The organism is Novosphingobium jiangmenense (assembly GCF_015694345.1).
GTDB classification, from domain to species: Bacteria; Pseudomonadota; Alphaproteobacteria; order Sphingomonadales; family Sphingomonadaceae; genus Novosphingobium; species Novosphingobium jiangmenense.
The window spans coordinates 456,309-480,592 of sequence record NZ_JADQDC010000001.1; the positions used below are offsets into that span (position 1 = coordinate 456,309).

A 24,284-nucleotide genomic window follows, 5' to 3' on the forward strand; every position below is an offset into this window, starting at 1 on the left:
GAATTACGACATGGCGAGTCGTTCGCCCGGATATTAATGCACACTGGTGTTCGAATATCAAGGGCTACCAGGCGCTCGTGCCCCAAAGGATCAGATCGACCGTCCTTTGCGCAAAGCCTTGCAAATCCTCGTCATTTGTTCCCGCAAGCCCGCTCTGCAATTGTGCCCCGGTGATCCCGGCAACCAGCAGTCGGGCAACCGCCAGCGGATCGCGCAAATTACGCCGGTCACGCGCCGCCGCTTCGGCAATGTCCTTGGCGATCAGGCCGATGATGTAATCGCTGCCGCGCCGCTGCATGACTTCGCTGAGCTCGGGAAAGCGTTCCTGCACCGAGAGCAGCAGGCGCTGCAGGGCGAGCACGTCGGGCCGGCCCAGCCAGGTGGCGATGATCCGGGCGTGATGGCGCAGGCGCTGTTCGATGTTGTCGGTAAGCGCGGCGTCCTGCAGCGAGGCTTCGGCCGACCAGTCCTCGATCGACCGCTCGATCACCGCCTTGAACAGCGCTTCCTTCGAGGAATAGCGGGCATAGAGCGTGCCCTTGGAGACGCGTGCGGTTTCGGCCACCTGCTTCATGCCGACCGCATCGAAGCCGTCTGCCAGGAACATCGTGCGCGCGGTGTCGACGATGGCGCGGTCGATCGAGGTGACCTGCTCTGCCGTCGGTCGGCCGCGCACGGGCTGGTGCGGAGCGGGCGCGCCCTTCCTAGCGGCGGAACTGCGGGATTTCTTGGGGCTGGCGTCCATCGTGGTGCCTTGTTCCACAGCGGGAAAGACCACGCAAGCGACCTCGTATAATCGAACCCTTGTGATCTATTACTTGACTCGAGGGGGCGGTTCGTGGAGCTTGCCAGCAGGAAAAGACTGTCGAGCCCACACCTGAGGACCCTGAAATGACGCCTGCCGCGCGCCTATCCTGCTCTGCCGCCATGATCGCGCTCGGTTGCGCCGGGGCGGAGGCCAAACCGGCGCGGACACCGCTGGATGCCGCGGAAGCGCGTGCCGAACAGACCGTCGCGCAGATGACGCAGGAAGAGAAGATCCAGCTGTTGCACGGCACGATGGCGGTGTTCATCCCGTCGGCAAAGCGGGCGCCGGGGATGCCGGTGGGCGCTGGCGTCATTGCCGGGATCGAACGCCTCGGCATTCCGCCGCAGTATGCGACCGACGCCAGCCTTGGCGTTTCCAACATCATGGACATGCGCAAGGGCGACGTGGCCACCGCGCTGCCTTCAGGCCTGTCGCTGGCCGCCACCTGGAACCCGGCGCTGCTGCGCGAGGGCGGACGCATGATCGGGTCGGAGGCGGTGGCCAAGGGGTTCAACGTGATGCTGGCGGGCGGGGTCAATCTTGTCCGCGATCCGCGAGCGGGTCGCAATTTCGAATACCTCGGCGAAGATCCGCTGCTTGGTGGCGTGCTGGTCGGCGCACAGATCGAGGGGGTGCAGTCCAACGGCATCATCGCCACGATCAAGCACTTCGCGCTCAACAACCAGGAGATCGGGCGCTCATCCGCCTCGGTGGAAATGGACGAGGCGGCGATGCGGGAGAGCGACCTGCTCGCCTTCCAGATCGGCATCGAGCGCGGCAAGCCCGGTTCGGTGATGTGTTCCTACAACAAGGTTGGCGGCACATATGCCTGCGAAAACAGGTTCCTGCTGACCGACGTCCTGCGCCGCGACTGGGGCTTCAAGGGCTATGTAATGTCGGACTGGGGCGCGGTCCATTCGACCGAGGCGCTGCTCGCCGGGCTGGACCAGCAATCGGGCGAGATGATCGACCGGAAACGCTGGTTCTCGACCGAACTGAAGCCGAAGCTGGCCGATGGCAGCATCCCGCTTTCGGCGGTCGACACGGCGGCCAAACGCATCCTCTGGGCGATCTATGCCAATGGCTTGGACCGGACAGCGATCACGCCCAAGCCGATCGACTATGCGGCCAATGGCGAAGTGGCGTTGCAGGCGGCGCGCGAGGGGACGGTGCTGCTGCGCAACGAAGGCAATCTCCTGCCGCTTTCCGGCTCGGTGCGCTCCATCGTGCTGATCGGCGGCAAGGCCGACCTCGGGGTGCTTTCGGGCGGCGGGTCGAGTCAGGTCGTGCCGGTTGGCGGTTTCCGGGCGGTCGAGAAGCTCGAGAGCGGCCCTGCCGCCGTCTTCGCCCGGCGAGCGTGGGGCGGCACGCCGCCGCTCGATGCGCTGCGCAGCACCTTCGGCAATGCGCAAATCACCTTCGTCGACGGCAGCGATGCGCAGGCAGCAGCGGAAGCGGCGAAGGGAGCGGATGTCGCCATTGTCTTTGCCACGAAGTTCGCGACCGAAGCCGAAGACCAGCGCGACCTTTCGCTCGACGGGCAGCAGGATGCGCTGATCGATGCGGTGGCCGGTGCCAACCCTCGCACGGTGGTGGTGCTGGAGACCGGCAATGCGGTGGCGATGCCGTGGCTGGACAAGGTGCCGGCGGTGCTTGCCGCGTGGTATCCGGGCCAGCGCGGCGGCGATGCGATTGCGCAGATCATCGCCGGCACGACCAATCCTTCAGGTCGTCTGCCGGTGACCTTCCCGGCAAGCGTTCGGCAATTGCCCAACCCGGTCCTGCCGGGATCGGACCTGCCGCCGCCCTCGAAGGAAGACAAGATCACCTACGGCGTGAACACCAACAGCCCGCCGTTCACGATCACCTATCCCGAAGGGTCGGACGCCGGCTATCGCTGGTTCGACCGCAAGGCCGAGAAGCCGCTGTTCGCGTTCGGGCATGGCCTGTCCTACACCTCGTTCCGCTACTCGGCGCTGAAGGCCAAGGGCGGTCGCACCGTCAGCGCCAGCTTCACCGTGACCAACACCGGCACGCGCGAGGGGGCCGATGTGCCGCAGGTCTATGTGACGCTGCCGGGCAAGGCACGGCGCCTGATCGGATGGGACAAGCCGGTGCTGAAGCCGGGGGAAAGCCGGACAGTGACGATCGAGGCCGACCCGCGCCTGCTCGCCAGCTTCGATGCGGCACTTGGGCGCTGGGTGGTGAAGCCGGGGAAGGTGAAGATCGAGGTGGCCCGGTCCGCCAGCGATCCAGTGCTGACCGGGCAAGTGCAGCTGGCCGCGCAGACGATCAGGCCCTGACCTCCGAACAACCACTGCGGGAGAGAGAAACGATGAAGCTCAACCGGCGCGAAGCCATCGCTTTGGGCATTGCCGGAACCGGCGCGACGGCCGTGCCGCTGCGGGTGCTTGCTGCGTCCCAACCGGCGCAGGTCGAGTCCTTGCGCGTGTGCGGGCTGGAGAATCCGCTGGCGCTGGGCGATGCCACGCCGCGCTTCTCGTGGAAGCTGGACGGTGCGGAGCGCGCCGGACAAGTGGCCTATCGCGTCAGCGTTGCCCGCAGCCTTGAAGACCTCGCCACTGGCCGCAACCTGATCTGGGACAGCGGGCGCATCGACGGCGGCTCCACTGTCGACGTCGGCTATGCCGGGCCGCCCCTGCCCTCGCGCAGCCGTGTATGGTGGCAGGTGGAAAGCTGGACAAAAGGCAGCCGCACGCCGCTGCGCAGCAAGCCGGCGATGTGGGAAACCGGCCTTGCCCCGGCCGACTGGCAGGCCGAATGGATCGCCAGCGAAACGCTCGTCGCCAAGGCCGACCGCGAGGCCGGGCTGCACTGGATTTCCGGGCCGGACCGGCAGAACGTCGGCCAGACCCGCGCCTTCCGCTGGACCTTCGACCACCCCGGCGGCGCGGCGGAATTCTGCGGCACACTGCACGAGCTGACCGGCGTATGGATCAACGGCGAGCCCGCGCCGACCCCGCGCGATGGCCCGGCGCGTCATACCGAGATGGCAGTCTGGCCGATCACGCTGAAGAAAGGCCGCAATGTCATCGCCATCGAAGGGCGCCGCGTCGGCAGCTTTGGCCAGCCGCCATGCGTGGCCGCCGCGCTGCTGCGCCACGGCGAAGGGATGACGCAGCGGATGACCTCGGCCAGCCCCGGCTGGAAGACCATGGTCGCAGCCCCGGAAGGTTGGCACGCGGTGGCCTTCGACGATGCCGCATGGCCTCCCGCCGAACCGGCCAAGGGCGCGTTGCCGATTGGCGAGCCTTGGCCGCTCACGCCTGCCAGCCGGTTGCGCCATGGCTTCAGCATCGACAAGCCGATCCGCGCGGCGCGGCTGCATGCCACGGCACTGGGCATCTATCAGCCATGGATCAACGGCGCGCCGCTGGCAGACCGCAAGCTCGCGCCCGAGTTCACCGATCCTTCGAAGCGCGTGCTTTATCAGACCTATGACGTGACCGCGCTGCTCAAGCCCGGCGCCAACGTGCTGGGCATGGTCGTCGGCGACGGTTGGTACGGTTCGCGCTTCAGCACTTCGGCGCGCTTTGCCTTTGGCCCTGCGCCGTGCCGCATGCTGTGCCAGCTCGAGATCGAGCATGACGACGGTTCGCGGACCGTGGTCGGCAGCGGCGAGGGCTGGGAGATTGCGGACTCTGCCGTGCTGGAGCATTCGCTCTATGACGGCGAGATCCACGATGCGCGGGCCGAACAGTCCGGCTGGGCGAGCGTTGGCGGCACAACGGCAGGCTGGCGCCCGGCCAGCGTAGTCGCCGCGCCTGCGATCCCGGTCGAACCGCAGCGCTGCCCGCCGATCCGCGTGCGGCAGACGCTGCAGCCGAAGTCCGTCACGCGTCTGGGCGCCGGTCATTTCGTGCTCGATTATGGCCAGAACTTTGCCGGCTTCCCCCGCCTCACCGTCACGGCACCGGCCGGCACGAGGATCGAGATGCGCTTTGCCGAGCTACTCAAGGCCGATGGCACGGTCGATCAGGCCAACCTGCGCACCGCCAAGGCGCGCGACATCTACATCGCCGCCGGGCGCGGGCGCGAGGTCTATGAGCCGCGCTTTACCTATCACGGCTATCGCTATGTCGAAGTCACCGGCGTGCCGGACGATACGGGCGCGTGGAGCCTTGAGGGACTTGTAGCGCATCAGGATCTTGCCGAGACGGCGGAGCTGCGGGTCGGCGATCCGGTGATCGAGAAGTTCTGGCGCAATTCGGTGTGGAGCCAGCGGGCGAACTTCTATGGGCTGCCCACCGATTGCCCGCAGCGCGACGAGCGGCTTGGCTGGATGGGCGATGCTGCGGTTTTCTGGCCTGCCGCGGCGTGGAACATGGACGTGACCGCCTTCACCGCCCGCGTGATGGAGGACGCCCGCGTTTCGCAAAGCGCCAAGGGGGCCTTCCCCGATTGCATCCCGCCGTTCGTGCCGACGATGAAGCTGTCCTCACCTGGGTGGGCCGACGCCGGGGTGATCTTGCCCCATACCTCGTGGATGCAGAACGGCGATACCGGGGTGATCCGGGCGAACTGGCAGTCGATGGAAGCCTATATGGCGTGGATCGAAGCGGCCAACCCCGACCACATCTGGCGCAAGCAACGCGGCGCGGACTATGCCGACTGGCTCTCGGTCGATGCGCCGACCGCCAATCCCGGCGCGGCGACGACGCCCAAGGACCTGCTCTCCACCGCCTATTGGGCGCAGGACGCCACGATGATGGCCGCAATGGCCGAGGCGATCGGCGATGCCGCAGCCGCTGCCAAGTATCGCAACCTGTTCGAGGCGATCCGCAGCGCGTTCAACACGGCTTTTGTCGTCGATGGCAAGGTCGGCAACGGCAGCCAGACCGGCAATGTCGTGGCGATCCGCTTCGGCCTGCTCTCGCCGGATGCCACGCGGGTGGCGGGCGCGGCGCTGGCGGCGGACATCGCGCGGCGCGGCAATCACCTCTCCACCGGCTTCCTCGGCACGCCGCACATCCTCGATGCGCTGGTCATGGCCGGGCAGGAGGCCACCGCGATCTCCCTGCTGACGCAGCGCAGCTACCCGTCGTGGGGATACATGGTCGAAAAGGGCGCGACGAGCATGTGGGAGCGCTGGAACAGCGACCAGGGCGATGTCGGCATGAACAGCCGCAACCACTATGCCTTCGGCGCTATCGGCGATTTCCTGTTCCGCCGCATCGCCGGTATCGCGCCTGCCACGCCGGGCTTCGGACGGGTGCGCATCGCGCCGATCATGAGCCCGGTGCTGGGCAGCGGCGGTGCGACCTATCAGAGCGTGCGCGGCACGATCCGCACCGACTGGACGGCCAGGGACGGCAGGTTCCGGCTCGACGTGGAACTGCCTGCCGGGGTGGAGGGCGAGGTGATCCTGCCGGGTGGGCGTCAGGCGCGCGCGGGGTCGGGGCCCAACCGCTACTCCGGCAGGCTCTGACCCGGATCAGGCGAACACGGTTTCGCGGATCCAGTCGACCGTGGGCTGAGGCGAGGCCAGTCGTGCCGCGCCCAGCACCTGCGACCAGTACCCTTCCGAGCCGTCTGCCAGGCGCCATTCGTGGAGGCGGCGGGTGAGGAGTTGCAGGTCGTATTCCTCGCTGATGCCGATGGCGCCATGGACGGCGTGAGCGGAGGCAGCGATGCGCGGGGCGGCGGCCGACGTGGTGATCTTGGCTGTTGCGGCGGTGGCGAGGGACGGGCCAATCCCCTGCGAGGCACCGAGCTGCGCGGCGATGCGGCAGGCGATCATGTCCTCGGCCATCAGCGCCAGCATCTGCTGCAGCGACTGCTGGCGGCCGATCGGCTTGCCGAACTGCACACGTTCGGAGGCATAGGCAGTGGTCACGTCGCACAGGCGCGCGGCGGCCCCGGCGATCAGAGCGGCGCGCAGCACGGCAGCGATGGCGCGCAGGCCGGAAGCGGGACGCGGCAGGCGGATGCCATCGGGTGTGCCGGAAATGCGCGCGGCCAGCCCGTTCGTCACGCCGGTCGGTGCGGGCGAGAGCTGCGCCATGTCGCACAGGACAAGCTCATCGCCGCAATCGACCAGCGCGGCTTTTGCGACCAGTCCGCAGGGCACCGGCTGGGTCATCGAGGTGACCAGCACGATCGGCCCCTCGGGCGCGGTAATGCCTTCCTGCGCCAGAACGGCGCGCGCGAGCATGGTCTCGGCCACCGGCAGCGGCACGGCGCGGGCGCCCAGCGCCTCGATCAGCGGTTCGATGCCGGCGAGGCTCAGGCCTGCGCCGCCATGCTCCTCGGCCACGAGTGCATCGAGGAAGCCGGACTCGGCAATCTCGCTCCACAGCGCGTCGGGGGAACCGCCGTGCTCGATGGCGCGCACGGTCGCCGGGGCCGCTGCCGCATCGAGCATGCGGACGAAGGGTTCGAGCAGTTCGTTGATGTCCATGATGTCCTCTCCCCCTCAGCGCAGGCCCATGCCGCGCGCGATGATTCCGCGCAGGATCTCGCGCGTGCCGCCGCGCAGGCTGAAGCTGGGCGCGATGTGCGTGACATAGAGCAGCGTGCGGTAAAGCTCCTCGCTCACCGCCTCGTCGGGGTGCGCGGCAAGATCGTCACCGATCACCAATGGGAGTTCCTGTTCGAAGCCGGTGCCGCGATCCTTGACGATGCTCGCTTCGACCACCGGGCTTTCCCCCGCCACCAGTCGCGCGGTGCAGGCAATCGACATGGCGCGCAGCGTGGCGAGTTCGGCGGTGAGGCGTCCGACCAGCGCGGCGCAATCGCTGCGGCCCACGGCCTGCAGGTGCCGGATCCAGGCATCGAGCAACACGGCGCTGGAATAGATCCGCTCCGGCCCCGAACGTTCGAAGGCGAGTTCGGCGACGACCTGCTTCCAGCCCTCGCCCTCTGCGCCGACCAGCGCATCCTCGCCCAGTTCCACGTTCTCGAAGAACACTTCGGCAAAATGCGCATCACCCGTCAGGTCGACGATGGGCCGCACGGTTACGCCGGGTGCCTTGAGGTCGATGATCAGCTGCGACAGGCCTGCTTGCCGATCAGCCGAGGTGCCGGATGTGCGGATCAGCGCGATCATGTAGTCCGAATGCATCGCGTTGGTGGTCCAGATCTTCTGGCCATTGACCACCCAGCCCTTCTCGGTGCGCTCGGCGCGGGTGCGCACGCTGGCAAGGTCCGATCCCGAACCCGGCTCGCTCATGCCGATGCAGAACAGCTGCTCGCCCCGGCAGATTGCCGGGATGTGCTTCTGGCGCTGCGCCTCGGTGCCGAAGTTCAGGAGCAGCGGCGCGCTCTGCCGGTCGGCGATCCAGTGCGCGGCCACCGGGGCACCTGCCGTCAGCAGTTCCTCGACCACCACGAAGCGGGCGAAGGGGCCCTTGCCGTGCCCGCCATATGCCTTGGGCAGCGTCAGGCCGAGAAAGCCCGCTTCGCCAAGCGCGCGGCTGAATTCGGCGCTGAAGCCCTGCCACGAGCGCGCGCGGCGATCGAGCGGGATTGCGGCGATGTGGCGCTCGATAAAGGCGCGGACGGCGGGGCGCAGCGCCTCGTCCTCGGGCGGAAGTTGGGCAAGCGTCAGTGTATCGAACACGAAAGGGCGGCTCCTGTCCCGGGTGGCACGCTTCGTCGCCACGTCTCGGTGCCATGGATGCGCCCACACGCCTTCTGCTTCAAATATTTAATTTTCTGATTTTGATATGGTTTGCATATCAGTCCGGGCCGGTAGCGAGCGCCGCCTGGACGAAGTTATGCGCCAGCACCGATGCATCCTGCGCCCGCGCGATGCCCATGGCGATGGGCACCGGCTCGGCGAGAGTCACGATGCGCACCCCGGCCCCGGCGAAGCGCGCGCTGCGGGCGGGCACCAGCGCAACGCCAAGTCCGGCCTCGACAAGGCTCAGAATGGTCTGCACCTGCACCGCCTCCTGCGCCACCCTTGGCGCAAAGCCGGCGCGATGACAGGCGAGGCGGATCGTGGCGTGGAGCACGCTGACCGGGCTGTAGATGATGAACGCGCGGTCGGCGAGCGCGCCCAGGTCGAGCGTCTTGCGCCGCGCCAGCACGTCGCTGGCAGGCAGCACGGCCACGAGTTCGTCCTCCTCGATCACGTCGATGGCGACGGGCGCGGAGTCCATGACCGGCAGGCGCACCAGCCCGATATCCAGCCGCCGCGCGGCAATTGCGCGCACGATTTCGACGCTGTTCAGCTCCTCCAGCGCCAGTTCGACCTCGGGATAGGCCTTGCGGAAGGGCGGGACGATGCGCGGCAACAGATCGCCGATGGCCGAGCCGATGAAGCCGACCGAGAGCCGCCCGCGCAGGCCCGCAGCCCCCTGGCGCACGGCCTCGCGCACTTTCTCTGCCGCAGCCAGCGCCTCGCGCGCCGGGGCGATGGCGGCAAGGCCTGCGGTGGTCAGCCGCACACCGCGCGGATCGCGCTCGAACAGGGCGACGCCGAGGTCTTCCTCGAGCTTGCGGATGGCCACCGTCAGCGGCGGCTGCGAGATGTGCAGGCGTTCGGCCGCACGGTGGAAGTTCAGCGTCTCGGCAAGGGCGTTGAAATAGCGCAGCTGGCGCAGGTCCACGATACACACTCACTATCGAAGCCGGAAAATTCAATATTAGCCCGAAAGGGCATGGTGGCCTAGCTGTTTCGCGCAACACAGAACCAACGGAGAGCGCGCGATGTCCGATACCCCTTTCCTGCTGATCGAACGCGATGGCCCGGTGGTCATCGCCACGCTCAACCGCCCCGACACGCGCAACGCGATCTCGGAAACCGCGCACAGCGAGGAGATTGCGCAGTTCTGCGCCGACGTGACGCGCGATGCCTCCGTCCGCGCGGTGGTGCTGACCGGCGCGGGCAAGGCGTTCTGCGCAGGCGGCAATGTCAAGCACATGGCCGACAAGACCGGCATGTTCGGCGGCTCGCCCTTCTCGATCCGCAACCAGTATCGCACCGGCATCCAGCTGATCCCGACCGCGCTTTATGATCTTGAAGTGCCGGTCGTGGCCGCCGTCAACGGTCCGGCGATCGGTGCGGGTCTCGATCTTGCCTGCATGACCGACATCCGCATTGCGTCGGACAAGGCTTTGTTCGCCGAAAGCTTCGTCAAGCTCGGCATCGTGCCGGGCGATGGCGGGGCGTGGCTGCTGCCGCGCGTGATCGGCATGGCCCGCGCCAGCCTGATGACGCTGACCGGCGACACCATCGATGCCGCCAAGGCACTGGAATACGGCCTCGTCAGCGAAGTCGTCGCGCCTGACCAGCTCCTGCCCCGCGCGCTCGAAGTCGCCCATGCCATCGCCGCCAACCCCGGCCACGCCACGCGCATGGCCAAGCGCCTGCTGCGCGAAGGGCAGGACATGAAGCTGGCCCCGCTGCTCGAACTCTCGGCCGCCTATCAGGCGCTCGCCCACCACACCCGTGACCACCACGAGGCGGTCAGCGCCTTCCTTGAAAAGCGCACGCCGGAGCTGAAGGGCGAGTGAGCGAGGTGACGACTGCAGGCCCCCTTGCCGGCATCACCGTGCTGGATCTTTCGCGCGTGCTGGCCGGGCCATGGTGCAGCCAGACGCTGGGCGATCTTGGCGCGGACGTGATCAAGATCGAACAGCCGGGGCAAGGCGACGACACGCGCAAGTGGGGGCCGCCGTTCCTCGACGATGGCAGCCGCGATGCCGCCTATTACCTCTGCGCCAACCGCAACAAGCGCTCGGTCGCGATCAACATGGCCGACCCCGCAGGCGCCGACCTGATCCGCCAGTTTGCCGCCAAGGCGGACATCGTGATCGAGAACTTCCGCGTCGGTGGCCTCGTCAAGTATGGCCTCGACTATGACTCGCTGCGCGCGATCAAGCCAGACCTGATCTACCTTTCGATCACCGGCTTCGGCCAGACCGGACCCTTGCGCAACAACGGCGGCTACGACTTCCTCGTGCAAGGCATGAGCGGGTTGATGAGCGTGACCGGCCTGCCCGATGGCGAGCCGGGCGGCGGGCCGATGAAGGTCGGCATCCCGATCAGCGACCTTACCACCGGGCTCTATGCCACCATCTCGGTTCTGGCAGCGCTCAATCACCGCCATGCCACCGGCGAGGGGCAGCGCATCGACCTTGCCCTGCTCGACACGCAAGTCGCGCTGCTGGCCAATCAGGCCTCGAACTGGCTCAACGGCGGGATGGTGCCGCGCCGCATGGGCAACCAGCATCCCAATACCGTGCCCTATCAGGACTTTGCCTGCGCCGACGGCAGCATCCTCGTTGCGCTGGGCAACGACCGCCAGTTTCGCGCCTTCACCGCCCTGCTCGGCCTGCCCGAACTGGCAGACGACGAACGCTTTGCCATCAGCGCGGGCCGCAGCGTGAACCGCGAGGCCCTGCTGGCGCAACTACGTCCGGCGATTGCCAAGTGGAAATCCGCAGAGCTGATCGCGGCGATGGAAGCGGCAAAGCTGCCCGGCGGCAAGGTCAACGAGATCCCCGAAGTGCTCGATCATCCGCAGATCGCGGTGCGCGGGCTGGTCCATGAAATGACCCGGTCGGACGGAACGCCGGTGAAGGTGCTCGGCTTCCCGGCGCAACTTTCCGCCTCGCCCGCCACCTATCGCCACGCACCGCCGCGCTCGGGCGAGGATACCGCGAGTGTCCTGACCGAACAGCTCGGGCTGCAAGCGGAAGAGATCGAGCGCCTGCTGGCCGCGGGCGTGATCGCGGAGACACTGTGATGAAGGGCGCGAACTACATCGACGGGCGCTGGGTGGATGGTACGGTGCCGTTCACGACGGTGAACCCCTCGGACCTCGACGAGACCGTCGGCAGCTATAGCAAGGTCGGCGAGACCGAAGTGCGCGAGGCGATGGCCGCTGCGCGTCGGGCACAGCCTGCCTGGGCCGCGTTCAACATGCAGGCCCGCGTCGACATCCTCTACCGCATTGCCGAACTGCTGAAAGCGCGCGCGCCCGAGATCGGCAAGCTGCTCAGCCGCGAGGAAGGCAAGACCTTGCCCGAAGGCGTGGGCGAGGCGCTGCGTGCCGCGCAGTGCTTCCAGGCCGCTGCCGGGGACGTGATCCGCGCGCAGGGCGAATGGTACAATTCGATGCGCGACGGCTTCAACGTGCTGGTCACGCGCGAGCCGTTGGGCGTCGTTGCCGCGATCACGCCGTGGAACTTCCCGATTGCCCTGCCGTCGTGGAAGGTTGCGGGGGCGCTGGCCTATGGCAATTCGGTGGTGCTGAAGCCCAGCAGCTTCGTGCCCGGATGTGCGGTGATGCTGGCGCAGATCATCGAGGAAGCGGGCGTTCCAGCGGGCGTGTTCAACCTCGTCATGGGCGATGGCCGCGCCACCGGCAACGTGATGATCGACGAGGCCGATGGCCTGACCTTCACCGGCGGCACTGCCACAGGCCGTGCCGTGCTGACCCGCGCGGCCGAGACGATGACCAAGTGCCAATTGGAACTCGGCGGCAAGAACGCGCTGGTCGTGCTCGATGATGCCGACCTCGATCTGGCGGTGGAGATCGCCAGCAACGGTGCGTGGATCCAGACCGGGCAGCGCTGCACCGGGACGGAGCGCCTGATCGTCACGCGCGGCATCCACGATGCCTTTGTCGAACGCATGGCCAAGGTTGCGGGCAGCTACCGCGTTGGCCACGCGCTCGATCCCGAGACCCAGATCGGTCCGGTCGCCAATGTGCAGCAGTTCAACGAGAACCTGCAGTTCGTGATCGATGCCCAAGGCGAAGGCGCTGAACTGGCAGCGGGCGGCGGTGCCGTGGAAGGACGCACGCGCGGCCTGTTCATGGCGCCGACGCTGCTGACCGGCACCAGGGCAGAGTGGCGCTGCAACCAGCATGAATCGTTCGGCCCGATTGCCTCGGTGATCAAGGTCGAGGATCTCGACGAGGCGATCCACGCCGCCAACGCCTGCGAATACAAGCTCTCGTCCGGCATCGCGACGACCAGCCTGAAAAGCGCCGAGCGCTTCCGCAAGGCCTCCAAGGCCGGAATGGTCATGGTCAACGCCCCGACGGCGGGCCTTGAGTACCACGTGCCGCTCGGCGGGCGCTCGCCCTCGGGCTACGGCGCGCGCGAGACCGGCGCTGCGGCGGCCGAATTCTTCACCGAAAGCAAGACCAGCTACATCAATCACGGCGCCATCTGAGCGCCTGCGGAGAGCATATCATGACGACTGTCGCCTATATCGGCCTTGGCGCGATGGGCCTGCCGCTGGCCCGGCATCTGGTGCGCAAGGGCTTCGACGTCATCGCCTATGACATCGAACCGGCGCGTGCCGACGAGATCGTGGAACTGGGCGGGCGCAAGGCTGGCTCGGTGGCCGAAGCCGCGCGGGACGTCGAGGTGGTTATCACCTGCCTTCCCGCCACGCCGCATGTCGAGGCCGTTGTGCTGGGCCCGGATGGCGCGTTGGCGCAGATGAAGCCGGGCACGCTGCTGCTCGACATGTCGACCATCGACGCCAACGGCACCGACCGCGTGGCCAAGGCCTGCGCCGCAAAGGGCGTCGCCTTCGTCGACAGCCCGATCGGCCGCCTCGTGCTCCATGCGGAGCGCGGAGAATCGCTGTTCATGGTTGGCGCGAGCGACGAGGACTTCGCCCGCGTCGAGCCGCTGCTGAACGCCATGGGCAAGGACATCATGCGCTGCGGCGGGCAGGGCATGGGCAGCCGGATGAAGCTGGTGAACAACTTCCTGTTGCTGACCATCGCCGAAGTCAGCGCCGAGGCCGTGGCGCTGGGCACGCGGCTCGGGCTCGATATCGACACGATTCTCAAGGTCACCGGCAGCACGACGGCGCAGAACGGACAGTTGCACACGCTGATGGTCAACAAGGTGCTGAAGGGCGATACCGTGCCCGGCTTCACCATCGACCTTGCGTTCAAGGACATGACCCTGGCGATGACCGCTGCCGCCGAATACCGCATGGGCCTGCCGGTCGGTGCCGCCGCCCACGCCGTCTATGGCGGGGCGCGCGCCATGCCGGAATTCGCAACCAAGGATTACTCGGCGCTGCTCGAATGGGCCTGTCGCAATGCCGGGGTGGAAACCCCGCGCACCACCTGAAGGAAGACGGCCCGGCGAAAACCGGGCCGCTGCCCCGTCATCAGTACCTCAGGCCGATCGCGCCATCATGGTACATCGACGCGCCGGTCACGAAACGCGCCTCGTCACTCGCCAGATAGACGAATGCGTGTGCGGTATCCTCCGGCTCGCTCGCCACGCCAAGCGGATTCATCGCGGCAAGCGCGGCTTCGGCTGCCTCGGTGCTTTCCCACATGCCTTGCGCGACGTAGTCGGCCAGCCCCTCGCGCAAGATCGGGGTCATCGTCACGCCGGGGTGGATCGAGTTCACGCGGATCTTCTGCGGGCCGTATTCCAGCGCCGCGCAGATCGTCAGCATCCGACCCGCCGCTTTCGAGACGTGGTAGCCGATGTTGGTGGCGTTGGGCATGTACGAGGCCATCGACAGGTTGTTGATGATCGAACCGCCGCCGCCGAACCGCTCCACCGCCGAAGCGAGATGCGGGGCGCAAGCCTTGATGCCGAGGAACAGCGCATCGTGGTTCACGGCCATGACCTTGCGCAGATCGTCGAGCGAGGTCTGGGCGATGCCGCCGTGAATCGACAGGCCGGCATTGTTCACCAGCACGTCGATCTGGCCGAAATCGGCGACGGTCGCCTCTGCAACGCGTGCCCAGTCGGCCTCGCTGGTCACGTCCTGCTCCATCAGCACGAAGCTGCCGGGCGAGCCGTCGGCCCGCACCAGCGCCTCGATCTCTGCCGCCTGTTCGCGGCGGAAATCGGTGCCGACCACGGCCTTGGCGCCCTCGCGCAGGAACGCGCGGGCCACGGCCACGCCGATATTGCCGACGCGGCCCGCCCCGGTGACGATCGCCACCTTGCCTTCAAGCCTGCCCATCGCCTCAATCCCCCGCGATCTGGCGGGCGATGTCGGGCATGACCGGCGGGGTCTGGTCCTGCATGAAGCGGATGCGGCCGCCGAGGGCCTGCTCGCTCATCTCGGGCTGGCTGTGTACCCAGAACTTCTTCTCGGCCATCTGTTCGAGGAACAGGCGGCAGCCTTCGTCGAGGTCCATGCCATAATCGCGCATCATCTCGAACATTGCGCGGCGATGGCCGCTGGCGTTGGCGGGTTCGCCCTCGCCGCCTTCGGCATTGAAGATGTTGGTGCGCATCATGCCGGGAATGATCGAGCAGACGTGGATCGGCAGCTTTTTCAGCTCCATCTCGAGATAGAGGCATTCGCTGAACGCCTGCACCGCGTGCTTGGTGACGATATAGGCGGTCTGCGCCGGCATCTGCCCGAAGGCGCCGACCGAGGAGAGGTTGCCGATCCACGCTTCCTTGCCGCTGGCGATGATGCGCGGCACGAAGGCGCGCACGCCGTGAATCACGCCGTGCAGGTTAATGTTGAGCGCGGCTTCCCAACGTGCAGTCGGCACTTCCCAGGTGTAGCCGACCGTCTCGATCCCGGCGTTGTTGATCAGCAGGCGCACTTCGCCGTGGCGGGCGAAGACCAGCTCTGCCAGGCGATCAAGTTCCTCGGGGATGGAGACGTCGACCTTCTCGGCCTCGGCCTTGCCGCCTGCCGCGACGATGGCCGCGACCGTTTCGGCCGCTGCGGCTTGGTTGATGTCGGTCACCACCACGGTCATGCCAAGCGCGCCTGCGCGGCGGGCGAGGCCTGCGCCGATGCCCGAACCGGCACCGGTGACGACGGCGACGCCGCCTGCGAATACGTCCTTGTCCAAGGCCATGGGCTTACTCTCCGCTGCGGATCAATGGGCCAGCATCTGCACGTTTTCGCACAGCGCGCCTTCGGGATCGGTGGAGAATACCACGCGCACGCCGTGTTCGGCTTCCTCGCGGATCGGGCCGACCAGCTTGCCGCCGTTGGCGGTGATCTTTGCCACCAGCGCATCGAGGTCCTCGACCACGAAGCCGAGGATGACCTGCTGGTCGCGCGGGGCGTCACGTTCGGTGAAGTTGAACATGACCAGCGAGCCCTTGGTCCAGTCGCCGCCGGGGGCAAGGATCACTTCGCGGAAGGGTTCGCCATCGCTGCTTCCGGCAACGCGCTGGACGATGCCGTAACCGTAGACCGAGGTGTAATAGGCGGCCATCGCCTCTTCATCGCGGCAGATCAGCTTGGTGAAGCCTGACAGTGCGGTCATTTCCGGTTATCTCCCATTTCGCCCCGATGGCATGGCTTGCAGCCGCCTCGCTGGCCTATCGCAAAAACGCGTCCCGACAATGTGACTCAGTGGCCACTTACTATTGATTATCGTAGCTCATTCGCGCATTGATTACGCAATGACAAGATGAAAGACGCATCAGGAGAGGTGATGCACGCGTTTTCCGCCGATCTGCGCCACGAAGTTCATCATGGACGCGTGGTGCGCTCCTTTGCCGACCGGGCACGCTCGCTGGCCGATTGTCTGGCGCGGGCGGTGGCACGCGCGCCGGACGCAGAAGCGGTGGTCGATGGATCGCGGCGGCTGACCTATCAGCAGCTGGATGCGGCGGTGCAGTCGCTAGCCTCGGCGCTGGCACAGGCCGGTCTGGCCAAGGGCGAGCGCGTTGCCATCCTGCTCGGCAACCGGCTGGAATATCAGGTCATCGTCCTCGCCTGCGCGCTGGGCGGGTGGATCGCGGTGCCGCTCAACCTGCGGCTGAGCAAGCCGGAGATCGCGCAGGCTCTCGAAGCCAGCGGCGCGGCGGTGCTGTTCCACGAAGCCGATGCCGCCCTGCCCGATCTTCCAGAGGCTCTCCGCCATCGCTTTGCCGTCGCTGATGAGACGGCCCTCCCCGCCGCCGAGCCGCAGCACTTCGATCCCGTCGACGAAGACGATGCGGCAGTCATCCTGTTTACCTCGGGCACCACGGGCAAGCCCAAGGGCGCGGTGCTGACCCACTGCAACGTAGTCCATTCGCTGCTGCACTATCGCGCGCATTACGGCCTGCGCGAGGGCGAGCGTTGCCTGCTGGCGGTCCCGGCAAGCCACGTCACCGGACTTGTCGCCCTGCTCGGCGTCAGCGTTGCCGTGGCGGGGTGCCTGGTGATCATGCGCGAGTTCAAGGCGGCGCGCTTCGTCGAGATCGCCCGGCAGGAGCGCATGACCTACACGCTGATCGTCCCCGCCATGATCGCGCTGATCCTGATGCAGCCGGACTGTGACCGGACGACCCTGCCCGACTGGCGGGTCTGCGGCTTCGGCGGCGCACCGATGCCCGACGCGACGATTGCCGAGATCGCCACGCGCCTGCCCGGCCTTGCCCTGCACAACACCTATGGCGCCACCGAAACGGCCTCGCCCGCAGTGATCATGCCAGCACAGGAAGCAGCGGCGCGACCGCGCCAACTCGGCCTGCCGGTGGCCTGCTGCGACCTGATCGTGATGGACCCGCAAGGGCGCGAAGTGCCGCGCGGCGAACAGGGCGAGATCTGGATGGCGGGGCCGATGGTCAGCCCCGGCTACTGGAACGATCCTGCCGCCACCGAAGCCGCCTATTGCCACGGCTTCTGGAAATCGGGCGACATCGGCGCAATGGACGCGCAGGGCTTTGTCTCCCTCCACGACCGGCTCAAGGACATGATCAATCGGGGCGGCTTCAAGGTGTGGTCGGTCGAGGTCGAGAACACCCTCTGCGCCCATCCCGCCGTGGTCGAGGCGGCGGTGGTCGGCAAGCCCTGCCCGGTGCTGGGGGAGCGCGTGGTGGCCTTCGTCCATCTCTGCGAACCGGCGACAGCCGACCAGCTCCGCGCTCACGTCGGCGCGCTCCTGTCGGACTACAAGGTGCCCGAGGACATCCACATCGAGCCCGCGCCCCTGCCCCGCAACGCCAACGGCAAGCTGCTCAAGCGCGAACTGCGCGAACGGCTCATCGTGAACTGACCCGACATACATCCGAAGGAACAAGACGAATGCGCAGCTACAAAGTTGAAAACGGGGTAGTGGATCTCGGCCGGGTCAAGCTCGACGTGCCCGATACGATCAGCGAGGAAGCCAAGGCCTATCTGCGCTTCGATCCCAACCAGCAGATGCCCGAGGACGCGCCCCCGGTGCCGATGTGGCTGATGCGCGAACCGCTGGCTCCGATGTTCGAATGGCTCAACCAACAGGCGCTCGAGGTCTTTCCCTGCACGATCGAGGAAACCGCGATCGACGGAGTGCGCTGCCACCGCATCAAGCCGAAGGACGGCGTGCGCCATGCCGACAAGCTGCTGATCAACCTGCACGGCGGCGGCTTCGTGATGGGTTCTGGCTCGCTGGTGGAGGCCATTCCCATTGCTGGCGAGACCGGCTGCGAGGTCATCGCGGTCGACTATCGCCTCGCGCCGGAACACCCCTTCCCGGCAGCGGTCGACGATATCGTCGCGGTCTATCGCGATGCGCTGAGGACCCATGCGGCCAAGGACGTGATCCTGTTCGGCACATCGGCGGGTGGCTTCCTCACGGCCATGGCGATCATGCGCTTCAAGAAGGAAGGCCTGCCCCTGCCTGCGGCCTGCGGCGTGTTCACGGCGGGCGGCGACGTGACGCAGCTTGGCGATACCTTCAACTACCTGACGCTATCGGGCTTCTACGGCCACCTCGGCGCGAAGCTTGACGATCCGCAGTGCGAGCGCGGCGTCTTCGTCGGCACGGCGGACCGCAACGATCCGCTGCTCGTCCCGATCAAGGGCGACCTGTCCGACTTCCCGCCGACCCTGCTGGTCACCGGCACGCGCGACGCCGTGCTCAGCTCCACTGCGATGTTCCACCGCGCCTTGCGCAAGGCCGGTCGCGATGCCGAACTCTTCGTGTTCGAAGCCATGGCCCACGGCTTCTGGTACAGCGTAGGCATCCCGGAATCGCGCGAGGCAATCGACCTGATGGCCCGCTTCTTCGAACGCCACCTCGGCATCGGCCAAGCGTGAGCAAGGCGCCAGTCAAACGGCGGACCACACAGAAGGCGTCCACGGTGGCGGGCACTGCGCCCGCCCCGGCACCTGCGGGTCCGGACCCGACCGACCTTGCGATCATCGAAACCCTGCGGGCGAACGGTCGGGCCAACAACCAGCAGGTGGCCGACATGCTGGGCCTTACCGCGACCACGGTGTCCACGCGCATCCGCCGCATGGAGGATGCCAACCAGTTGCGCGTTGTCGCGGTGTCGGACTTTTCGGCGCATGGTTTCAACGTGCTGCTGCGCATCTCGGTCTCGGTCGATGGCCGTCCCGCTTCCGATGTCGCCCACGAACTCGCGGCGCTGCCCGAAGTCGTCGCCGCACACCTGGTCACCGGCGGCTATGACATCGACATGCTCGTCGCCCTGCACGATTTCGACGACCTGTCGGAGTTCCTGCTCGACAAGCTTTCGGGCGTACACGGCATCCGCACGCTCACCCCGGCCATTGTCGTCGACATCATCAAGTACCAGTTCGACGTTGCCCCGATCGAGGGGAAGGCCTGAGCCCGCAGGCCTTGCATCCTGCGAAAACGAAAAAGGGGTCGCTTAGCCAGCGACCCCTCTCTTCCCGGTGGTCCGGACTGCTTACCAGTTGAACTTCAGCGTAGCGCCGAATTCGCGCGGGTTGGTCATGCTGACCTGTCGGAAGCCGGAGTTGAAGGTGCCGGCGATCAGCGAATCCACCGTGCCGTTGCCGAGGCCGCGCTGGGTGATGCGGCGCTGGTCGAGCAGGTTGCGGGCGAACACGTCGAACTCCCACTTGCCGTCGCTGGTGCGCACGCCCAGGAACATGTTGAGCAGTTCGCGCGACTGGTAGGTGTACTGCGCGCGTTCGGAATCGAAGCCCGGACGGTAGGTGAACAGGGCGCGGACGAAGGGCGTGAAATCGCCCATCGGAACGCGCAGTTCGGTGTTGGCGGTCAGGCTGAAGTCGGGAACCTCGGCAAGGCGGCCATTGGCGATGCAATAGCTGACGTTGCCGTTACCGGTGACGGCAGGCGCACCGGTGCGGTTGGGAATGCCGGTTCCGGCAAAGTCGGTGCAGGGCACGCGGGCCTTGTCGAACCGCGCCTTGGTATAAGCCGCCGACACGCCGAGGTCCCAGTTGTCGGAAACGCGGCCGTCGAACGACGCCTCCACGCCCTTCACGGTGGCGTCGGCGTTGTAGTTGAAATCGAAGAAGCCGGTCGAAGGCTGGGCGGCGGGCGCGTTGTAATAGATGTCGGTGAAGCGCGACAGGAAGTTGTCGATCTTCTGGTAGTAGGCGGCGACCGAGTAGTTCACGCGCCTGTCGAACATGGTGCCCTTGAAGCCGGCCTCGAACGAATCGGTCTTTTCCGGATTGGTGCGGATCAGGTCGTTGGAAATGCCGGCCGGCACCGCAACGCCGGTGCTGCCGGCGCGGAACGAGTGGCCATAGGCGGCGAAGACGTTGAGGTCCGGCGTGATCGCGTAGGAGATGTTGACGCCGCCGGTCACCGGCTTGTTGGTGTTGCGCTGCAGGGCTGCCGGGATGATCTCGGTGGGGCCGCTGTTGACGGCTCCGCTGAGCGTCAGCTGCGTGGTCTGCACGCTCTTGATGATCGAGTAGCGCACGCCGCCTTCGATCGAGAGCGGGCCGGAGCGATAGCGCAGGTTGGCGTTGAACGACCAGGTCTGGTTGTTGACCGGCACGTTGACGCGGGTCGCGATGCCCAGCGTGTTTGGCAGCGTGAACGGCGTGAAGCCGGGGAGCGGCACCCCGATCGCGGCGAACGGCAGATTGACCTGCGCGTTCGGGTTGACCGCATACCAGAACTGCGAGGCGTCCTGATCGACCACGGTCGTGCCGGTCTGCTTCGTGTAGAACGCGCCGACGCCCCAGCCGAGGCCCTCGGTGTTGTTCGAGGTCAGGCGCAGTTCCGCGGTGTCGACCTTGTAGGGCGTCACGACATTGGAATACTGCACATAGCCCGGCAGCGCGTTGGTCACGTCGAGATCGCGCTTGATATCGAGCTTGCTGAACTGGTGCGCACCGACAAAGGCGAGCGTTGCTCCGCCCAGATCGTAATCGAGGTTGAGATTGACGATGTGCGACTTGTTGATGTTGCGGAACACCCCGTCCTGGACCGAGGCGTAGTCACCCGGCGTCAGCGCCGGCCCCGAGCTTGCGGTCGTATCGGGAATGAACACCCCGGCCAGCTGCGCCGGAAGATCGCCCACGCCCGGAACCGGAATGGTGAAGTACTGGCTGTAGGGATTGTTGCCGGTGCCGATGACCTGCTGGAACTGGCGATTGTCCGCTTCGAGGTACTGGTAGGTCAGGTAGCCGGTGAAATTGTCGGTCGGCTTCCAGCCAAGAGTGACGCGCGCGCTTTCGGTCGTGCTCTTCGACCGTTCGCCGCGGGTCACGTTATAGACGTTGTTGAGGCGGTTGCCGTCGACCAGCGCGGCGACGCGGATCGCCAGCTTGTCCGAGAACGGCAGCGAAGCGCCCATCTGCGCGTTGTACCCGGCGCGGGTGGTGCCGCTGATCTGCGCATAGCCCTCGGGCTTGTCGAAGTCCGGGCGGCGGCTGGCGATGGTGATCGCGCCGGCCGGAGCCGACAGGCCGCGCAGCAGACCCTGCGGCCCGCGCAGGACTTCGATCTGCTGGACGTCATAGATCGCGGTATAGACGGTCTGCGCGTCGGTCGGGATCTCGTTGAAGTAGACCTGTACCGCAGGCGAGGTGCCCTGATCGGGATCGAACGAGATGCCGCGCAGCGTGGTCGTGTTGTTGCGGCCGCTGACATTGGTCAGTTCAAGGCCCGGCGCCAGCTGCGCCACGTCCTTGACGTCGAAGATCTTGAACTTCTCGAGCTGTTCGCCGGTGGCGACGTTGACCGTCATGGCCACGTCCTGCAGCTTCTGCGACTGGCGCGTGGCGGTGACGATGATCTCGTTGGCCGGCGCTTCCTCGGCCGCCTGCGGCTGCGCGTCCGCAGCTTCGGCTGCGCTGGCGGTAATGGGCGACATGAGCGCCACAATGCTTCCGCCAACCAGCAGCGACAGCTTCAAGGTATCGAACTTCATGTTTCCTCCCCGGTGATTGCCTTGCCGACGGGCCTTGCCGCCGGATTCTGGAACAACGCGCCGAACGTCTTGCCCGGCCGGACACCGGCCAAGGACGGGTTGGCCGCTTGCGTCAGAGAGAATCGGTGGGTTGCCGGGGCTCGCCCCCTTGGCTGCACCCGAAGCGCAAACCGCGAGCCTTGGCATCCTCCTCTCCCCGATCGCAGACTGCCACGTCCTTCGCCGAAGTTAGTCATGACTAACCTACAAACGCGGAAGTGTCAAACCGCAAGCAATCAAACGTGATCAAACATGATCATAGGGCTGAGAGTTTCCCTTTTTGCGTAGGACTGTAGCTGTTTGGCCACGCATGTGATGGGCGGAGTGCGAGGCTTACTTGAGAAGCCGAAGCATCGCCATTGACAGGCGCACGCCCCACTTGTAAGTGTTCACTTACTCAAACGAGAGGAACCGCGATGTCGGCCACGAACTCCCCCCGCACGGCAAACCTGCCCATCACCGACCGGGAAAGCCTGAAGGCTGCTCTGCGGGACGCGAACCTGCCCACGCTGCTCATGGTCTATTCGACCTGGGCGCAGGACCGAGCCTACCTCGACAGCTTCGCGCCCTATCTCACCGCCGCCTACGCCGCTGACGCGCCGAGCGATGTGCCCGAAGCCATGGCGCAGGACCTGCGCGACCGCCTGTTCGCGCTGCTGACCTCGCCCATTCCGCCAGAGGAAAAGCCTCTCGACACCGAGTTCCTCCGCCACATGATGAGCGTCAGCGTCGGCGAAGACGTCGATCCCGGCCTGATCCCGGTGCTCTACGACCAGATGGGCTTCGAACCGCCGGTCGCGCGCAAGCACATCTCCGGCCGTCCGACTCCGCCAAAGGACTTCGACGTGCTCGTCATCGGCGGTGGCATGAGCGGCATTGCGGCGGGCATCAAGCTCTCCGAAGCGGGCTATTCCTACACCATCGTCGAGAAGAACGCCGAGCTGGGCGGCACCTGGTGGGAAAACCGCTACCCCGGCGTCGGGGGTCGACACGCCCAGCCACTTCTACAGCTACTCGTTCGAACTGAACCCCGAATGGAGCCACTACCATCCCAAGGGGCAGGAAATTCAGGACTACCTCGTGGGCGTGGCCGGCAAGCACGGTGTGCGCAACCATGTCCTGTTCGAGACCCGCGTCACCGGCGCGGTGTGGGACGACGGCGCTGCCAAGTGGCGCGTCAAGCTGCTGCACAAGGACGGCACCACCAGCGAGAAGGCCGCCAGCGCCGTGCTCCTCGCCCATGGCGTCCTCAACCGCTGGTCCATGCCGAAGATTCCGGGCCTCGAAACCTTTGCAGGGCCCAAGATGCACACCGCCGGATGGGACACCTCGGTCGATCTCAAGGGCAAGCGCGTTGCGGTGATCGGCACCGGCGCCAGCGCCGCGCAGCTCGCCCCGGCGATTGCCGACGAAGTCTCGCACCTGACGATCTTCCAGCGTTCCAAGCACTGGGTGCTCAACAACCCGGACATCAACGTCAACGTCAACGACAACGTCCGCTTCGCCCTGCGCGAGATCCCCCACTACAAGGAATGGTTCCGCTTCCGCGTCTATTGGTTCTCGGGCGACGGACTCTATGGCAACGTCAAGATGGAGGCAGACTGGCCGAACCAGGAGGTCTCGATCAGCGCGCAGAACGATGCCGTGCGCAATTACGCGCTGCACTATATCCACACCAAGCTGGCCAGCCGCCCCGACCTCGTCGAGAAAATCGTCCCCGACTATCCCATCTTCGGCAAGCGCATCGTGCTCGATGCCGATGGCGGCTGGCTCGATACGCTGGTCAGGCCCAACGTCACGCTGGAAACGCGCGGCATCGACCATATCGAGAAGGACGCGATCGTCCTGAATGATGGCACCCGCGTCGAGGTTGACGTACTGGCGCTGGCTACGGGCTTCGAGATCACCAAGGTCGCCGGCAATCTCGACATCGTCGGCAAGGGCGGCTGCCGCATCCAGGAGGACTGGGGCGAGGACGATCCCTACAGCTACCTCGGTGTGATGACGCCGGGCTATCCCAACTTCTTCTTCGTGCTCGGTCCCAACAGCGCACCTAACCATGCTGCGGGCGTCAACATGGTGATCGAGGCGCAAATCAACTGGATGGTCGAGACGCTCGATCTGATGGTCGCCGAACAGGCCCGCAAGGTGGAGCCGACCATCGCCGCCTACGATGCGTGGAACGAGAAGGTCGCCGCGCAGATGAGCCAGATGATCTGGGCGCACCCGAAGGCCAAGAGCTATTACCTAAACTCGGCCGGTCGCAACATCATCTCCTGCCCCTTCCGCCTTGCCGACTACTGGAAGTGGACCCGTCATCCTGCGCGCGAGGACCTCACCCTGTCCTGATCGCCACCAACCTCGGGCGCGGCGGCCGATCCGGTCGCCGCGCCTCTTT

At 66.4% G+C, this 24,284-nt stretch carries 18 protein-coding genes and 1 pseudogene; 11 read left to right on the forward strand and 8 right to left on the reverse strand.

The window, feature by feature from the left end:
* Positions 1 to 64: 64 nt before the first annotated feature.
* Complete coding sequence (locus I2488_RS02045) at positions 65 to 745, reverse strand: TetR/AcrR family transcriptional regulator (protein WP_196274134.1); 681 nt, start codon at positions 743 to 745, stop codon at positions 65 to 67.
* A 146-nt stretch (positions 746 to 891) separates the two neighbouring features.
* Here I2488_RS02045 and I2488_RS02050 point away from each other — a divergent pair, with 146 nt between their 5' ends.
* The gene (locus tag I2488_RS02050; protein ID WP_214652147.1) at positions 892 to 3,111 is read left to right on the forward strand and encodes a glycoside hydrolase family 3 C-terminal domain-containing protein; all 2,220 of its coding nucleotides are present in this window, start codon (positions 892 to 894) and stop codon (positions 3,109 to 3,111) included.
* A 32-nt stretch (positions 3,112 to 3,143) separates the two neighbouring features.
* Positions 3,144 to 6,257, forward strand: coding sequence for an alpha-L-rhamnosidase (locus I2488_RS02055; RefSeq protein WP_196274135.1), 3,114 nt, complete (start codon positions 3,144 to 3,146; stop codon positions 6,255 to 6,257).
* Positions 6,258 to 6,263: 6 nt separating this feature from the next.
* Here I2488_RS02055 and I2488_RS02060 read toward each other — a convergent pair whose 3' ends face one another.
* From I2488_RS02060 to I2488_RS02070, 3 genes are all read right to left on the reverse strand, one after another.
* Entirely contained in the window at positions 6,264 to 7,229 is a 966-nt protein-coding gene (locus tag I2488_RS02060) for an acyl-CoA dehydrogenase family protein (RefSeq protein ID WP_196274136.1), read from the reverse strand.
* A gap of 15 nt (positions 7,230 to 7,244) precedes the next feature.
* A complete protein-coding gene (locus I2488_RS02065) occupies positions 7,245 to 8,390 on the reverse strand; it encodes an acyl-CoA dehydrogenase family protein (protein WP_196274137.1) in 1,146 nt (381 codons plus the stop codon).
* A 118-nt stretch (positions 8,391 to 8,508) separates the two neighbouring features.
* On the reverse strand, positions 8,509 to 9,384 hold the full coding sequence (locus tag I2488_RS02070; RefSeq protein ID WP_196274138.1) for a LysR substrate-binding domain-containing protein: 876 nt from the start codon (positions 9,382 to 9,384) through the stop codon (positions 8,509 to 8,511).
* A 100-nt stretch (positions 9,385 to 9,484) separates the two neighbouring features.
* Between I2488_RS02070 and I2488_RS02075 the strand changes: the two genes are divergently transcribed.
* From I2488_RS02075 to I2488_RS02090, 4 genes are read left to right on the forward strand one after another with little or no spacing between them, the layout of a single operon-like run.
* Positions 9,485 to 10,291, forward strand: coding sequence for a crotonase/enoyl-CoA hydratase family protein (locus I2488_RS02075; protein ID WP_196274139.1), 807 nt, complete (start codon positions 9,485 to 9,487; stop codon positions 10,289 to 10,291).
* Positions 10,288 to 11,526 carry a CaiB/BaiF CoA transferase family protein gene (locus tag I2488_RS02080; protein ID WP_343070961.1) on the forward strand — a complete coding sequence of 413 codons (1,239 nt, stop codon included), beginning with the start codon at positions 10,288 to 10,290 and terminating at the stop codon, positions 11,524 to 11,526. The genes I2488_RS02075 and I2488_RS02080 overlap by 4 nt, the downstream gene beginning before the upstream one ends.
* The gene (locus I2488_RS02085; RefSeq protein ID WP_196274140.1) at positions 11,526 to 12,962 is read left to right on the forward strand and encodes an aldehyde dehydrogenase family protein; all 1,437 of its coding nucleotides are present in this window, start codon (positions 11,526 to 11,528) and stop codon (positions 12,960 to 12,962) included. Before I2488_RS02080 ends, I2488_RS02085 begins: the two co-directional genes overlap by 1 nt.
* The gene (locus I2488_RS02090) at positions 12,959 to 13,882 is read left to right on the forward strand and encodes an NAD(P)-dependent oxidoreductase (protein ID WP_343070968.1); all 924 of its coding nucleotides are present in this window, start codon (positions 12,959 to 12,961) and stop codon (positions 13,880 to 13,882) included. The genes I2488_RS02085 and I2488_RS02090 overlap by 4 nt, the downstream gene beginning before the upstream one ends.
* 40 nt (positions 13,883 to 13,922) lie before the next feature.
* Here the strand turns inward: I2488_RS02090 and I2488_RS02095 are convergent, their stop codons facing one another.
* From I2488_RS02095 to I2488_RS02105, 3 genes are read right to left on the reverse strand one after another with little or no spacing between them, the layout of a single operon-like run.
* Complete coding sequence (locus tag I2488_RS02095; protein WP_196274142.1) at positions 13,923 to 14,738, reverse strand: SDR family NAD(P)-dependent oxidoreductase; 816 nt, start codon at positions 14,736 to 14,738, stop codon at positions 13,923 to 13,925.
* Between the two features lie 4 nt (positions 14,739 to 14,742).
* Positions 14,743 to 15,597, reverse strand: a complete 855-nt coding sequence (locus I2488_RS02100) for an SDR family NAD(P)-dependent oxidoreductase (RefSeq protein WP_196274143.1) — start codon at positions 15,595 to 15,597, stop codon at positions 14,743 to 14,745.
* 21 nt (positions 15,598 to 15,618) lie between these two features.
* Positions 15,619 to 16,014, reverse strand: coding sequence for a VOC family protein (locus tag I2488_RS02105; RefSeq protein WP_196274144.1), 396 nt, complete (start codon positions 16,012 to 16,014; stop codon positions 15,619 to 15,621).
* A 171-nt stretch (positions 16,015 to 16,185) separates the two neighbouring features.
* Between I2488_RS02105 and I2488_RS02110 the strand changes: the two genes are divergently transcribed.
* Genes I2488_RS02110 through I2488_RS02120 form a run of 3 tightly spaced genes read left to right on the forward strand, consistent with a single transcriptional unit; the run spans position 16,186 to position 19,297 of the window.
* Positions 16,186 to 17,736: a class I adenylate-forming enzyme family protein gene (locus tag I2488_RS02110; RefSeq protein ID WP_196274145.1), complete on the forward strand. Its 1,551-nt coding sequence runs from the start codon at positions 16,186 to 16,188 to the stop codon at positions 17,734 to 17,736.
* A gap of 29 nt (positions 17,737 to 17,765) precedes the next feature.
* Positions 17,766 to 18,761 carry an alpha/beta hydrolase gene (locus tag I2488_RS02115; RefSeq protein WP_196274146.1) on the forward strand — a complete coding sequence of 332 codons (996 nt, stop codon included), beginning with the start codon at positions 17,766 to 17,768 and terminating at the stop codon, positions 18,759 to 18,761.
* A gap of 44 nt (positions 18,762 to 18,805) precedes the next feature.
* Positions 18,806 to 19,297 (forward strand): Lrp/AsnC ligand binding domain-containing protein, encoded by a 492-nt coding sequence (locus I2488_RS02120; RefSeq protein WP_196274147.1) that lies wholly within the window; start codon positions 18,806 to 18,808, stop codon positions 19,295 to 19,297.
* Between the two features lie 81 nt (positions 19,298 to 19,378).
* On the opposite strand, the gene I2488_RS02125 is transcribed toward I2488_RS02120, so the two are convergent.
* Positions 19,379 to 21,847 carry a TonB-dependent receptor gene (locus tag I2488_RS02125; protein WP_196274148.1) on the reverse strand — a complete coding sequence of 823 codons (2,469 nt, stop codon included), beginning with the start codon at positions 21,845 to 21,847 and terminating at the stop codon, positions 19,379 to 19,381.
* 905 nt (positions 21,848 to 22,752) lie between these two features.
* Here I2488_RS02125 and I2488_RS19475 point away from each other — a divergent pair.
* Positions 22,753 to 22,806, forward strand: a pseudogene (locus I2488_RS19475) (hypothetical protein); the annotation flags it as partial.
* 166 nt (positions 22,807 to 22,972) lie between these two features.
* Positions 22,973 to 24,235, forward strand: a complete 1,263-nt coding sequence (locus tag I2488_RS19480) for a flavin-containing monooxygenase (protein ID WP_343070962.1) — start codon at positions 22,973 to 22,975, stop codon at positions 24,233 to 24,235.
* Positions 24,236 to 24,284: the final 49 nt, after the last annotated feature.